Raw genomic sequence first — 13,442 nt, forward strand, 5'->3', positions numbered from 1 at the left:
GATCACGTTTTTGCCAGCGATTTTCGAGCGGTACAGCGCCTGATCGGCCCGGGCCATCAGGCCGGTCTTTTGCATTACGCATGACGCATTTGGCCTGCTAGTGCTTGCCCCACTTCTGCACCGCGAATTCGACGAAACGGCGCAATTTCGGCAAACGGTGGCGATCCTGGGCGTAGACCAGATGCATCGGCCGACTCGGCGGGCAGTAATCGGGCATCAACGCTTGCAGTTTTCCGTCCCGCAGATCCTGTTCGACCAGCGCGTCGGGCATCATCACGATGCCCATGCCGGTCAGCGCCGCCTGATGCAGCCCGGCCGAGCTGTTGATCAGCATCGGCCCGCCGACCCCCACGCTGACTTCGCCATCAGGCCCGGTCAGACGCCATTCCTTTTGCACCGATTGCCAGTCATCCCCCGCCGGATAGGCAAAGGACAGGCAGTCGTGCTGGCGCAGGTCTTCAGGCGTTTGCGGCGTGCCGCGACGGGCCAGATACTTCGGTGAGGCGCACATGGTCAGGGTGTAGTCGATCAATGGCCGGGCGATCAGGTTGGAGGGCTCCAGGGCGCCGAGTCGAAACGCCACATCCAGGCCGTTTTCCACGAGGTCGGGGCGCCGGTTAGTGAGAACCACGTCGAGTTTCACCCGCGGGTTTTGCAGGCTGAACTCACTCAGCGCCGGTGCCAGGCGCTCGGTGCCGAAGGTCAGGGGCGCGGTGATGCGCAGGATTCCGCTCGGTTCGTCGAGGGTCTGCTCGGCCAGCCGCTCGGAATCGGCCACCAGCCCCAGCACTTCCAGGCACCGCTGGTAATACGCGACCCCGAATTCGGTCAGGTGCTGGCGCCGCGTGGTGCGGTGGATCAGGCGCACACCGAGGCGCTGCTCCAGGGCCTTGAGGTGATTGCCGACCATGGTCGTGGACATCTCGCACTGAAAAGCGGCGGCCGTCATGCTGCCGCTCTCCACCACTTTGACGTAGACGTTCATTGCCTGGAACAGATCCATTATCAAACCCAGCTTTTAAATGATTGAAGTTTTTAAGCGTTTATCCAGCTCAGGTGGCTAACCATACTGCAAAAACACCGACCCTTGCTGGAGCTTGCCGTCATGACCGCCGCCTGCCTGATGAGCACTTATCAACCCTTGGCCCTGAGTTTCAACAAAGGGCTGGGCACTCGCCTGTGGGATCAGGCCGGCCGCGAATACCTGGACGCGGTGGCCGGCGTGGCGGTGACCAACGTCGGTCATTCCCACCCGAAAATCGTCGCGGCCATCACCGAACAGGCCGGGTTGCTGCTGCACACGTCCAACCTCTACAGCATCGACTGGCAACAGCAATTGGCGCAGAAACTGACGCGGCTGGCGGGCATGGACCGGGCGTTCTTCAATAATTCCGGGGCCGAGGCCAACGAAACGGCGCTGAAAATCGCCCGGTTGTACGGCTGGCACAAGGGGATTGAAGAGCCGCTGGTGGTGGTCATGGAGAACGCTTTCCACGGTCGGACCCTTGGCACCTTGTCCGCCAGCGATGGCCCGGCCGTGCGCCTGGGCTTCAACAAACTGCCAGGGGATTTCGTCAAAGTGCCGTTCGGAGATCTCAAGGCACTGGAGAAACTGCAACAGGCCCACGGCGCGCGGATCGTGGCGATCCTGATGGAGCCGATCCAGGGCGAAAGCGGCGTACAACTGGCGCCGCCCGGTTATCTCAGGGCGCTGCGCGAACTGTGCAACCGGCGTTCGTGGTTGCTGATGCTCGACGAAATCCAGACCGGCATCGGTCGCACCGGGCAGTGGTTTGCGTTCCAGCACGAAGGCATCGTCCCGGACGTCATGACCCTGGCCAAAGGCTTGGGCAACGGTGTGCCGATCGGCGCCTGCCTGGCCCGTGGCAAAGCCGCCGAACTCTTCACGCCGGGCAGCCACGGCAGCACCTTCGGCGGTAATCCGCTGGCCTGCCGCGTAGGGTGCACCGTGCTGGATATCGTTGAAGAGCAGGGGCTACTGGAAAGCGCCCGGCTTCAGGGCGAACGGCTGCTGGACAGATTGCGCATGGAGTTGGCCGACAATCGCAATGTGCTGGCGATCCGCGGGCAGGGACTGATGATCGGCATCGAACTCAAACAACCGATCCGCGACCTGAGCCTGATTGCGGCACGGGATCATGGGTTACTGATCAATGTCACACGGGGGCAGATCATTCGGCTGTTGCCGCCACTGACCATTGATGAACGGGAGGTGGGGATGATTGTCAGGGGGGTGAGTCGGGCGATTGTTCAGTGGTGATATCTGAGCAGGTTGATTCGTTTGAGCCCGGCCTTGTCGTTTTGCTGAAACCAGATGATCTGAATATCGTCGAATCCACTTCGGGACGTTTCCATGAGCGACACCGATCAAGTGTGGGAGCGAGCCTGCTCGCGAAGGCGGTGTGACAGTGACCACTCAGGTGACTGATAGATTGCTATCGCGAGCAGGCTCGCTCCCACCGTTTTTTTGCGGTCATTCGTCGATTTCCGGGGCAACCATCCGCGTCTTCGGCGCCCCATTCGAGTTGAGCTGAAAAATAGCCTGCGGCTGTCCTTTCTCATTAAAGAACACCTGCCCGATCCCCGCCGAATTCCACAGCCGTTCGCCGGCCTCGGCGTGTTCAGGAACGTGCGGCACGATGCGCATGCGCCGACGTTTGGTCAGCCAGTTGAGCGGCGAACGCGGCGAGTACAGCCAGCGGTTGAGGCGATCGAACCATTCCAGCAGTGAGGGCGGAAATTCGTTCTTGATGCCGCTGCTGGTGATCTGCCAGATGTGCGGCCCAGCCTTGCGATGGCGGATCAGCACTTCGTAGACGAAGGAGTAATGCACGTCGCCGGACAGCACCACGTAATTACCCGGTGTGCGCGAGTGGCGGAAAATGTTCAGGATCACCTGGGCCGCGCCGCGATGGGCCATCCAGTTTTCCGCGTCCACCAGCAGTGGATACCCGAACCAGCTGAACACCCGTTGTACCGTTTCGATCAGTTTCACCCCGAACACCGGCGCCGGCGAAACGATGATGGCGCTGGGGTGATCCAGCAATTCCTGTTGCAGTTCGCTGAGGGCCTCCCAGTCGAGCAGGCCCGAAGGCTGTTTGAGGTTCATCTCGCTGCGCCAGCGCCGCGTTCGGGTGTCGAGCACCACCATGGCCGGCGTGGTGGGCAGCACGTAATGCCAATGCTGGAAACGCAAAAGCTCGTCGATCAAACCGTCCTGGACGTCGCTGTCCAGATAACGGTCGTGCCCGGTGTCGCTGAAGGCGCGGGCCGCTGCCACGACATCGACAAAAGCGTCCGGGTTATTGCCCCAGCCCTGGCACAGCATGTAAGCGATCAACGCATTGCCGATGATGCGTCTGGAGAACGGATGGCCGTAAGCCGTTTCCTCCCATTGCGCGGAAAGATTCCAGTCGTCGGTGATGTCGTGGTCGTCGAAAATCATCAGCGTCGGCACATGCGCCAGCGCTCGCGCGACGTTGCCCAGGCCAGCCTTGAAGCCGTCGATGCGCGTCTGCTCCAGCGCATACCGCTCACGTCGTTCCTTGATCAGTTTTGGCGGCTTTGGCGTAATCAACGTCCAGGGTGTCGGCGACCAGACGAGCAGGTACATGGCCATGACTTCAGCGAAAGTCACCAGGTGATTGTCGGCACTGCTGCTGGTGAAAATCGGCTTGCGCGCACCGCCGAAGAAACGATCGCGCAGGGTTTCGTTGCTCTTGAGGGCCGGCAGCAAATCGGCGCGGTGGTAGTAGCAGGCAGCATGGCCGTACAGCGCGGCGCTGTCGCTGACCACGGCACCTTCGAGGTGCTCGCCGAACAGTTCCAGCCGCTCGATCAAGGCATGAATGGCTCGCAGCATTGGCCCTGCGACATCGTCGGCGTAGACCTGGTCGCCGCTCATCATCAACAGCGCGGGGCGATCCCCGGCTTGGTGTTCTTGCGCCAGCAGGTTATCGACGCACAGCAAACCGTCGGTCGCCGGGTGATGCGGCTTGCGGCAGGAACCGTGGAGCAACTGATCGATGCGCGAACGCAGGACAAAGTTCGGGCAATCGGCCTCGCCGTACAGCAGGTGCGGCGCCCAATCGGCGATGCCTTTCCCGTCTTCCAGTAGCAGGTCGTAGGCGATGCGTTCATCACAGGGCAGGACGGCGTCCAACGCCACATCGATCAAATGCACAAAGGCGTGCGTACCTACCGCAATCACCGTGCATTGCCCGTCGTCGAGACGGATATCGGCGACGCCCTGCAAACGCAACGTCAGCTCCAGCGCACGGGACCCCACCAGCCACATCACCAGTCGCGACGGCTCAAGCCGCCGCAACAGCGGGCCGGCGAGTACTGGAGGCAGGGAATGATCATCAGGCAGTGGCAGCGTTGCGGACATCCGGGTTCCAAACTCTTGGGGCATAGAGGCGGGGGATGATAGCGCAGGTGACGACGGGGCAGGCTAAAGTGAGTCAACGATGCAGCTTCATTCCTATGTCGATCGAAGAGAGGAACCCATGAACAAATTCATCCTGCCAGCACTGGCCATTTTGCTGCTGGCCCAATCCCCGGCCCATGCCATCAACGACAAGTACCGCAAGCAACTGGAGAAGTCCGGCTGTACCCAGATGAGTGAGTTGCAGGGTTGTGATATTCACAAGACCAAGGCCGAAAACGCCAAGGCCGGGTTTACCAACCCGGCCGCCCCAGCCGCCGACGAAAAAACCAAGGAACAGACCCCGGGCACCAAGGAGGGAGCCGCCTCGCCTGTCACCAAATGAAAAGCCATTGTCGTCTGATGAGAAGCGTCTCAACAGGCCTCGTCCTACAGTCCAATCAGCGCAATTCGATGCAGCACGCCCATATTGCAGATTGGAGAATAAGAAAAATGGCTAAAGCCGTACGCTTCTACGAAACCGGTGGTCCTGAAGTCCTGCGTTATGAGGACGTTGAAGTCGGCGACCCCGGTCCGGGCCAGGTGCGTCTGCGCCATGTGGCGGTCGGCCTGAACTACGCCGACACCTACTTTCGCAATGGCACTTACCCGATCCCGATGCCCAACGGCATGGGCGTCGAGGCGTCCGGCGTGGTCCAGGCTGTCGGCGAAGGCGTGACCAACGTCCAGGTGGGGGATCGCGTCACGTACACCGGTTTCCTCAACACCCTTGGCGCCTACAGCACCGAGCGCCTGATCCCGGCCGCGCCGCTGATCAAGCTGCCGGAAACCATCAGTTTCGAAACTGCCGCCGCCATGACCATGCGCGGGCTGACCTCGTCGTACCTGATGCGCCGCATCTACGACTTCAAGCAAGGCGACACGATTCTGCTGCATGCCGCCGCCGGTGGTGTCGGCCTGATCGTTTCGCAGTGGGCCAAGCTGCTCGGCCTGAACGTGATCGGTACCGTGTCCACCGAGCAAAAGGCTGAGATCGCCAAGGCTCACGGGTGCGACCATACGATCAATTACAGCCATGAAGACGTCGCCGCTCGCGTTCGTCAACTGACCGATGGCGTGGGCGTCAACGTGGTGTTCGACAGCGTTGGCAAGAACACCTTCATGGGCTCGCTGGATTCGTTGAAACCCCGTGGCCTGATGGTCTGCGTGGGGACGGCGTCCGGGCCGATCCCGGCGTTCGACCCGGTGATGCTGGCGATGAAAGGTTCGCTCTACCTGACCCGTCCGGCGCTGGCCAATTACATCAGCGACCCGGCGGAAAAAGCCGAGCTGGCGGGCGAGTTGTTTGACCACGTTGGCAGCGGTCGCATCAAGATCGAGATCAACCAGCACTACGCCTTGCAGGATGCGGTGCAGGCGCACCGGGATCTTGAGTCGCGCAAGACCACTGGCTCGTCGATTTTCGTCATTTAAGGAGCGGCCAGCCATGAAAGTCGAACAATTGACCTGCAGCATTGGCGCCGAGCTGATCGGCGTCAACCTGGCTGACGCGGTGCATGACGACGGTCTGTTTGCCGAGATCCGTGCCCAGTTGCTCAAGCACCGCGTGGTGTTCCTGCGTGATCAGGACATCACCCGCGCCGAGCACGTGGCCTTCGCCCGTCGTTTCGGCGAACTGGAAGATCATCCGGTGGCCGGCAGCGATCCGGAGCATCCGGGGTTGGTGCAGATCTACAAGCGACCGGACCAGCCGATGGACCGCTACGAAAACGCCTGGCACACCGACGCCACCTGGCGCGAGGCCCCACCGATGGGCTGCGTGCTGCGCTGCGTCGAGTGCCCGCCGGTGGGCGGCGACACCATGTGGGCCAACATGGTGCTGGCGTACGAGAATTTGCCGGAAGACGTGAAGCTGAAGATCGCCAATCTGCGCGCCCGTCACAGCATCGAAGCCAGCTTCGGTGCGGCCATGCCGATCGAGAAGCGTCTGGGCCTCAAAGCGATGTACCCGGACGCCGAGCATCCGGTGGTGCGCACTCATCCGGATACCGGCGAGAAGGTGCTGTTCGTCAATGCCTTCACCACCCACTTCAGCAACTACCACACCCCTGACCGGGTGCGTTTCGGCCAGGACGCCAACCCGGGTGCGAGCGAACTGCTGCGCTACCTGATCAGCCAGGCGTACATCCCCGAGTATCAAGTGCGCTGGCGCTGGAAGCCCAACAGCATCGCCATCTGGGACAACCGCAGTACCCAGCATTACGCGGTCATGGATTACCCACCGTGCCATCGCAAGATGGAGCGCGCCGGGATCATTGGCGACAAGACGTACTGATCCACCGTTTCTGCATTCGCTCTCGTAAACACGCCTGCCCGGCGCGACCCCGGGTGGGCGGGACAATCATAAGAACTGGAGTAACTCATGCAATTTTTCGACGATTCCCTGCACCCGGAAACGATGGAAAAGGTAGTCATTACCGTGGCCCCGTACGGCCCGGAGTGGATGCCGGAAGATTTCCCTGAAGACATCCCGCTGACCATGGACGAGCAGGTTCAGAAAGCAGTCGAGTGCTATGAAGCTGGCGCCACCGTGCTGCACTTGCATGTGCGTGAACTGGACGGCAAGGGCTCCAAGCGCCTGTCGAAATTCAACGAGCTGATCGCCGGCGTGCGTGAAGCCGTGCCGGACATGATCATCCAGGTTGGCGGCTCGATTTCCTTCGCCCCGGAAAGCGACGGCGAAGCGGCCAAGTGGCTGTCCGACGACACCCGTCACATGCTGGCCGAACTGACCCCCAAGCCGGATCAGGTCACCGTGGCGATCAACACCACCCAGATGAACATCATGGAGCTGTTGTATCCCGAATACCTGGAAGGCACCTCCCTGGCCAACCCGTTGTACCAGGCTGCCTATAGCGAAATGACCGTGCCGGCAGGCCCGGCCTGGGTGGCCGAGCACCTCAAGCGCCTGATGGACAACGGCATTCAGCCGCACTTCCAGCTGACCGGCATGCACGCCCTGGAAAGCCTGGAGCGCCTGGTGCGCCGTGGCATTTACAAAGGCCCGCTGAACCTGACCTGGATCGGCATTGGCGGCGGCTTCGATGGCCCGAACCCGTTCAACTTCTTCAACTTCATCCACCGCGCGCCGGACGGTTGCACCCTGACTTCCGAGTCGCTGCTGAAAAACGTCATGCCATTCAACACCATGTCGATGGCCATGGGGCTGCACCCGCGTGTGGGCAATGAAGACACTATCATTGACCACAAGGGCGATCGCTTCGGCTCGGTGGCGCAGATCCAGCAAACCGTGCGCATCGCCCACGAACTGGGTCGCGAAATCGCCACGGGCAAAGAGGCCCGCGAGATTTATCGCATCGGTGTGAAGTACGACAGTATCGAAGAAACCCTGTTGGCCAACGGCATGGCCCCCAACCGCAAGGCTGGGCAAAAAGGCGTGCCGCAACGCGGCTGACCGACACGGCGAACGAGTGGCCGTGACCGCTCGTTCGGCGCTTTGCTACACGCTTGATAACAACAATAAAACGAAGCTTTGAGGAGGCTGCATGGCCTTTCACCCAATCGCCGACGACGATGACTCCGGTGGAGTTGTGGTTGCGCGCCAATATGCCTGGATCGTCTTCGCCCTGACGTTTGGCCTGTTGATTTCCGATTACATGTCGCGCCAGGTGTTGAACGCGGTGTTCCCGCTGCTGAAAAGCGAGTGGGCACTGAGCGACGGTCAGCTCGGCCTGCTCAGCGGCATCGTGGCGTTGATGGTCGGGTTGCTGACCTTTCCGCTGTCGCTGATGGCCGACCGTTTCGGCAGGGTCAAGAGCCTGGCGCTGATGGCGATGCTCTGGAGCCTGGCGACCCTGGGCTGCGCGCTGGCCCAGGATTACCAGCAGATGTTCATCGCGCGGTTCATGGTCGGCGTCGGCGAGGCCGCCTATGGCAGCGTCGGCATCGCCGTGGTGATTTCGGTGTTCCCGAAACACATGCGCGCCACCCTGGCCAGTGCCTTCATGGCCGGCGGCATGTTCGGTTCGGTACTGGGCATGGCCTTAGGCGGTGCCATTGCCGCGAAGCTGGGCTGGCGCTGGTCGTTCGCCGGCATGGCGCTGTTCGGCCTGGTGCTGGCGATGCTCTATCCGCTGATCGTCAAGGAAGCTCGCATTGCCCCGCAACGCGCCGCCAAGGCGGCCGCAGCGGTCAAGCGACCGCTGCGCACGTTGTGGTCGAGCCGTTCGGTGGTCGCCACCTATGTCGCCAGCGGCTTGCAATTGTTCGTCGGCGGCACGGTGATGGTGTGGATGCCCAGCTACCTCAACCGCTACTACGACATGCCCACCGACAAGGCAGGCGGCATGGCGGCGATCATCGTGTTGTGCAGCGGCGCGGGGATGATCCTGTGCGGCATGCTCAGTGATCGCCTGTGCCGGCACTCGCCGGAGCGCAAGGTCAGTCTGGCCATCGGCTTCTGCCTGGGCAGTTGTCTGCTGTTGTCGGCCGCTTTTGCCTTGCAGGCAGGGCCGTTGCAACTGGCGCTGATCTGCCTGGGCATGTTGATCGCCACCGGCACCACCGGCCCTTGCGGGGCGATGGTCGCCAACCTGACGCATTACTCGGTGCACGGCACGGCGTTCGCCACGCTGACCCTGGCCAACAACATGCTGGGGCTGGCGCCGGGGCCGTTCATCACCGGTCGGGTGTCCGATCTGATCGGCTTGCATGCCGCGTTTCAACTGGTGCCACTGGTCAGCCTCGCGGCAGCCGCGGTGTTCTTTTATGCCAAGTGTCACTACCACAAAGACATTGCCCGACTTCAGGGTCAGTGCGTGCCTGACCCCGTCCATGAAGCCGGGATAGAGGTGAAGTTGTGAGTCGTCGTTTACGTATTGATGTGTTTTTCGATTTTATCTGCCCGTGGTGCCTGATCGGCAAACGCCAGCTGGAGCATGCGCAGGTGCAGTTCCGCAGTCGTCATCCGGATGTGCAGATCACCACGGTGTGGCATGGCGTGCAGTTGCTGCCGCAGTTGCCGGTAGAAGGTGAACCCTTCGCCGATTTCTACCGCAAGCGCCTGGGCAACGCCGACGCCATGACCATGCGTCAGGCCCAGGTGCAGGAGGCGGCCCGTGCGGTTGGACTGCCGATTGACCTGAGCCGCATCGCCACGATGCCCAACACCGCTGACGCCCATCGTTTGTTCCAACGTGCCAGCGAGCTGGGCAATGGGGCGCAGCGGGAAATGTTGCTCGAGCGACTGTTCGCCGCGTACTTCCAAAGACGCGAAAACCTCGGTTGCCGTGAGACCTTGCTGGCCATTGCCCGCTCTTGCGGCATTGACCCGGACGCGGTGGCCGACTGCCTGAAAGGCGATGCCACGCCGTTTGCCGGAGCCCCCGGCGCCACCAGCGGCGTACCGAGCTTCCAGCTCGACAACCGCATGACCGTGATCGGTGCGCAGCCTGCCCAGGCGCTGCTCGGGGCCATGCACGAAGCCCTCAAGGAAAGCGAGCGCGAGCGGCAGCCGGCATGACCCGGCGCATTCCCGTACCTGCCGGCAAATACCCGCAGGCCGGAGGTCGTGCGCTGTTCGAATTCGAAGACAAAAGCCTGGCGTTGTTCAACGTCGACGGGCAGCTGTTTGCCATCGACGACAGTTGCCCGCACCAGGGCGCCTCGCTGTGTGGCGGGCGTCTTGAAGGGCGGGTGATTCAGTGCTGCGCCCATGGCCTGCGTTTCGATTTACGCAGCGGTTATCTGCTCAATTCCACGCTGGTCAAAGTCACGAGCTACCCGGTCGAGATCATCGACGACCAGGCGTTCATCGTTATCACTTGCGAGGAGGTCGCGCCATGAGCGCCATCGCTCTGACCCGTATCCACAGTCGCACGCGCGAACTGGCGCCGGGGTTTATCGTCAGCCTGATCGTGGCTGCCGCTGCGTCGTTTTTGTCCGAACATTACGGTGCGCCGGTCATGCTGTTCGCCTTGCTGCTGGGCATGGCCCTGAATTTTCTCGCCGATGACGGCCCGTGCAAGGCCGGGGTCGAATTCACCGCGCGCACGGTGCTGCGCATCGGTGTGGCGTTGCTGGGGATGCGCATCACCCTGGAGCAGATGGCGGCGCTGGGCTGGAAGCCGATTGCGCTGGTGGTGATTCTGGTGGTGGTGACCATTGGCGTTTCTGTGATCGCGGCCAAGGCCCTGGGATTTCAGCGACTGTTCGGCATGCTGACAGGCGGCGCGACGGCGATTTGTGGGGCTTCGGCGGCGTTGGCGCTGGCGGCGGCGCTGCCGAATCATCCGCAGAAAGAGCGAGCGACGTTGTTCACCGTGATTGGCGTGTCGGCGCTGTCGACCCTGGCGATGATTGTTTATCCGATGATCGCCAACTGGCTGGAGTTGTCGCCGCAGGTGGCAGGCGTGTTCCTCGGCGCGACCATTCACGATGTCGCCCAAGTGGTTGGCGCCGGCTACAGCATGTCTACCGAGACGGGCGACACGGCCACGGTGGTCAAGCTGATGCGCGTCGCCATGCTGCTGCCGGTGATCGTCACTGCCGCGATGATCACCCGCCTGCAGGGCGCCGATCCGACCGGCAAGCGGCCGCCGTTGTTGCCGTGGTTTGCGGTAGGGTTTCTGATGCTGGCGTGCATCAACAGCACCGGTTGGGTCGCCCCGGCGGTGCAGGGCTCGGTCAACGAACTGTCGCGCTGGTGCCTGGTGATTTCGATCAGTGCGCTGGGCATGAAGACCCGTTTGAAGGAGCTGGCAGCGGTCGGGATCAAACCGATTTTGCTGATGGTGGGGGAGACGGTATTCCTCGTCGTGCTGGTGCTGCTCTTGCTGCGCTGGGGATTCTAGGACTCACACAAAACCTGTGGGAGCTGGCTTGCCAGCGATAGCGGTCTGACATTCAGCATTGATGTCGACTGACACGGCCTCATCGCGAGCAAGCTCGCTCCTGCATGGGATTGCTTTTTTTCTGTCAGGACGGTTTCTGCTTCTGCGCGCGCCATGTCGCCGGCGGCATGCCGAACTGGCTGATAAACCACCGGGTAAACGAGCTCGCCATCGAATAGCCCAGCATGTCGGCAATCCGGCTCAGCGGATAATTCGGGTTGTCCAGATATCGCAGCACCAGATCGCGGCGTACGTCGTTGATCACGTCATTGAATGCACAACCATCGTCCTTCAGGCGACGTTGCAGCGTGCGCACGTTCATGCCCTGGCTCTGGGCGACTTGTTCGATGGTGGCGCGGCCCATCGGCAGCAGCAGGTAGATGGCCTTGCGCACTTCGAACAGCATTGAGGTGCCTTGATGACTCTGCAGCGAGTCGAGGTAGCTTTGTGCGTAACGGGCCATGGCCGGGTCAGCGTTGGGGTTGGTCATGTCGAGGCTGGCGTCGGAGCAGACGATGCCGTTGAACTCGCTGCCGAACTCCAGGGTGCAGCCGAACAGCCGTCGATGCAGCTGCAGATTGTCCGGCGCCTGGTGCATGAAGTTGACGCTGTAGGGATGCCAATGCGAGCCGAGCAGCGCCGAGCACAGGCGAAACATCACGCCGATGGCCAACTCGGTGGCCTGGCGGCTGGGCATCGGCGTTTCAGTCACCACCTCTTCGCGAATGATCACCATCTTGCCGGCCTCTTCGATGAAGATCGCCAGCGAGTCATTCATCAAGTGCCGGTAATGCACCACCACCTGCAAGGCATCGCGCAGGGTGCGCTGATGGCTGAGCAACAGGCTGACCACGCCGAAGTCCGAAAGCTGGCGCGACTCGGCCATGCTCAGGCCGAAAGTCTGGCAACCGCTGGCGGCGGCCGAGTCCTCCAGCAAACGCACAGCGGAATCGATGGGAATGCGATGTTCGGGGGCCAGTAATTGAGCCCTGCTCAGGCCAATGGCGGCCAATGCATCGCGCGGGTTAAAGCCCAGATACTGGGTGACCTCCAGGTAGTTGGTCAGTACAGCGGCGCGAACAAGCTTGGGCATGCGTGGGTCTTCCCTGGGCCGATGGCGAATGGCATGAGCGTGGCGACTATATCCAGCGCATCGACTGTTGAACAGTTGTCTTGTCGTCGATGGATTTCACGCTGAGCGCCGTCGAATCAGCGCAGCTGGCGGGAGTAATCCAGCCTCATCCGTTGATTACAGTGACCCTGCGCCAACCTGCGAGGTTTTTCGACCAGCGGTCGAGGCGATAAAGTGTCGGACAATTTGTCATCAAAAGAAAAGTGCCTGACGTCCAATGTAAAGCGCCTCGAGTGGGCGCTCTTTAATGTCGACCCTACAAAAAGCCCCTGGCGAAACAGCCAGTCGAGATATCGAGAAAGCGAAGGTGTTGACCGTGGACAAATTGCAAACTGCCGCCACCGTTCTGATCGTACCGGGTCTGCGCGAGCACGTTGCCGAGCATTGGCAAACGCTGCTGCAAGCGAAACTCGCCAAGGTGCGCAGCGTGCCGCCGCTGGACACCGACAAGCTCGACTGCGGTGCCCGCGTACGCGCTATTCAGCACGAACTGGAGCAGATCGACGGGCCGGTGATTCTGGTTGCCCACAGCGCTGGCGTACTGATGGTCGCGCATTGGGCGGCGCAGTTCAGCCGTCCGATCAAGGGCGCATTGCTGGCCGCGCCACCGGACCTCGATGCGGTCTGGCCGGCCAACTATCCGTCTTCCGAAACCCTCAGCCGCGAGGGCTGGGACCCTCTGCCACAAGGCCCGCTGCCGTTCCGCAGCATCGTGGCCGGCAGCACCAACGATCACCTGGCCAGTTTTTCCGCCGTGTCACGCATGGCTGAAAACTGGGGCGCCGAATTGCTCGATCTGGGCGATGTCGGCCATCTCAATCCGGCCGCAGGATTTGGCCACTGGGCGCAAGCCGAGGCACTGATCCTGCGATTGGACCAATAAAACAGGACCGCTAATACAGGAACCGGCAGGCACCACGCCAGCCGGCATTTGCCCTCACTCCTGAAACGTTGACCCGAAGAGGTCCGCGAGAGGGCGGCTGCGCTTAAA

General features: G+C 61.7%; 13 protein-coding genes. 10 read left to right on the forward strand and 3 right to left on the reverse strand.

The features are described 5' to 3' along the window. Positions 1-97: 97 nt before the first annotated feature. Positions 98-1,003 (reverse strand): LysR family transcriptional regulator, encoded by a 906-nt coding sequence (locus BVK86_RS11490; protein ID WP_075946559.1) that lies wholly within the window; start codon positions 1,001-1,003, stop codon positions 98-100. A 102-nt stretch (positions 1,004-1,105) separates the two neighbouring features. On the opposite strand from BVK86_RS11490, the gene BVK86_RS11495 reads away from it, so the two are divergent. Further along, complete coding sequence (locus BVK86_RS11495) at positions 1,106-2,281, forward strand: aspartate aminotransferase family protein (protein WP_075946560.1); 1,176 nt, start codon at positions 1,106-1,108, stop codon at positions 2,279-2,281. 213 nt (positions 2,282-2,494) lie between these two features. Here the strand turns inward: BVK86_RS11495 and BVK86_RS11500 are convergent, their stop codons facing one another. Then, positions 2,495-4,411: an alkaline phosphatase D family protein gene (locus BVK86_RS11500; protein WP_075946561.1), complete on the reverse strand. Its 1,917-nt coding sequence runs from the start codon at positions 4,409-4,411 to the stop codon at positions 2,495-2,497. 118 nt (positions 4,412-4,529) lie between these two features. Here BVK86_RS11500 and BVK86_RS11505 point away from each other — a divergent pair, with 118 nt between their 5' ends. The 8 genes from BVK86_RS11505 (at position 4,530) to BVK86_RS11540 (ending at position 11,280) form a co-directional block, all read left to right on the forward strand. After that, positions 4,530-4,793 (forward strand): hypothetical protein, encoded by a 264-nt coding sequence (locus BVK86_RS11505; protein ID WP_075946562.1) that lies wholly within the window; start codon positions 4,530-4,532, stop codon positions 4,791-4,793. Between the two features lie 107 nt (positions 4,794-4,900). After that, entirely contained in the window at positions 4,901-5,881 is a 981-nt protein-coding gene (locus BVK86_RS11510; protein ID WP_075946563.1) for a quinone oxidoreductase family protein, read from the forward strand. 13 nt (positions 5,882-5,894) lie between these two features. Next, entirely contained in the window at positions 5,895-6,743 is an 849-nt protein-coding gene (locus tag BVK86_RS11515) for a TauD/TfdA dioxygenase family protein (protein ID WP_075946564.1), read from the forward strand. An 87-nt stretch (positions 6,744-6,830) separates the two neighbouring features. Beyond that, the gene (locus tag BVK86_RS11520) at positions 6,831-7,883 is read left to right on the forward strand and encodes a beta-keto acid cleavage family enzyme (protein ID WP_075946565.1); all 1,053 of its coding nucleotides are present in this window, start codon (positions 6,831-6,833) and stop codon (positions 7,881-7,883) included. Positions 7,884-7,974: 91 nt separating this feature from the next. Beyond that, the gene (locus BVK86_RS11525; RefSeq protein WP_075946566.1) at positions 7,975-9,291 is read left to right on the forward strand and encodes an MFS transporter; all 1,317 of its coding nucleotides are present in this window, start codon (positions 7,975-7,977) and stop codon (positions 9,289-9,291) included. Beyond that, positions 9,288-9,950, forward strand: coding sequence for a DsbA family oxidoreductase (locus BVK86_RS11530; RefSeq protein ID WP_075946567.1), 663 nt, complete (start codon positions 9,288-9,290; stop codon positions 9,948-9,950). Before BVK86_RS11525 ends, BVK86_RS11530 begins: the two co-directional genes overlap by 4 nt. Further along, a complete protein-coding gene (locus BVK86_RS11535; RefSeq protein WP_075946568.1) occupies positions 9,947-10,273 on the forward strand; it encodes a Rieske (2Fe-2S) protein in 327 nt (108 codons plus the stop codon). Before BVK86_RS11530 ends, BVK86_RS11535 begins: the two co-directional genes overlap by 4 nt. After that, positions 10,270-11,280 (forward strand): YeiH family protein, encoded by a 1,011-nt coding sequence (locus tag BVK86_RS11540; RefSeq protein ID WP_075946569.1) that lies wholly within the window; start codon positions 10,270-10,272, stop codon positions 11,278-11,280. Before BVK86_RS11535 ends, BVK86_RS11540 begins: the two co-directional genes overlap by 4 nt. A gap of 124 nt (positions 11,281-11,404) precedes the next feature. Here BVK86_RS11540 and BVK86_RS11545 read toward each other — a convergent pair whose 3' ends face one another. Then, complete coding sequence (locus tag BVK86_RS11545; RefSeq protein ID WP_075946570.1) at positions 11,405-12,412, reverse strand: AraC family transcriptional regulator; 1,008 nt, start codon at positions 12,410-12,412, stop codon at positions 11,405-11,407. A gap of 355 nt (positions 12,413-12,767) precedes the next feature. Here BVK86_RS11545 and BVK86_RS11550 point away from each other — a divergent pair, with 355 nt between their 5' ends. Further along, positions 12,768-13,334 carry an RBBP9/YdeN family alpha/beta hydrolase gene (locus BVK86_RS11550; protein WP_075946847.1) on the forward strand — a complete coding sequence of 189 codons (567 nt, stop codon included), beginning with the start codon at positions 12,768-12,770 and terminating at the stop codon, positions 13,332-13,334. The last annotated feature ends 108 nt before the right edge of the window (positions 13,335-13,442 follow it).

The organism is Pseudomonas reinekei, from assembly GCF_001945365.1.
Lineage (GTDB): Bacteria > Pseudomonadota > Gammaproteobacteria > Pseudomonadales > Pseudomonadaceae > Aquipseudomonas > Aquipseudomonas reinekei.

Coding starts and splice junctions, on each gene's coding strand:
- BVK86_RS11490 (WP_075946559.1), bottom strand. CDS start 1,003: ATGGATCTGTTCCAGGCAATGAACGTCTACGTCAAAGTGGTGGAGAGC.
- BVK86_RS11545 (WP_075946570.1), bottom strand. CDS start 12,412: ATGCCCAAGCTTGTTCGCGCCGCTGTACTGACCAACTACCTGGAGGTC.
- BVK86_RS11515 (WP_075946564.1), top strand. CDS start 5,895: ATGAAAGTCGAACAATTGACCTGCAGCATTGGCGCCGAGCTGATCGGC.
- BVK86_RS11510 (WP_075946563.1), top strand. CDS start 4,901: ATGGCTAAAGCCGTACGCTTCTACGAAACCGGTGGTCCTGAAGTCCTG.
- BVK86_RS11520 (WP_075946565.1), top strand. CDS start 6,831: ATGCAATTTTTCGACGATTCCCTGCACCCGGAAACGATGGAAAAGGTA.
- BVK86_RS11505 (WP_075946562.1), top strand. CDS start 4,530: ATGAACAAATTCATCCTGCCAGCACTGGCCATTTTGCTGCTGGCCCAA.
- BVK86_RS11525 (WP_075946566.1), top strand. CDS start 7,975: ATGGCCTTTCACCCAATCGCCGACGACGATGACTCCGGTGGAGTTGTG.
- BVK86_RS11535 (WP_075946568.1), top strand. CDS start 9,947: ATGACCCGGCGCATTCCCGTACCTGCCGGCAAATACCCGCAGGCCGGA.
- BVK86_RS11500 (WP_075946561.1), bottom strand. CDS start 4,411: ATGTCCGCAACGCTGCCACTGCCTGATGATCATTCCCTGCCTCCAGTA.
- BVK86_RS11495 (WP_075946560.1), top strand. CDS start 1,106: ATGACCGCCGCCTGCCTGATGAGCACTTATCAACCCTTGGCCCTGAGT.
- BVK86_RS11540 (WP_075946569.1), top strand. CDS start 10,270: ATGAGCGCCATCGCTCTGACCCGTATCCACAGTCGCACGCGCGAACTG.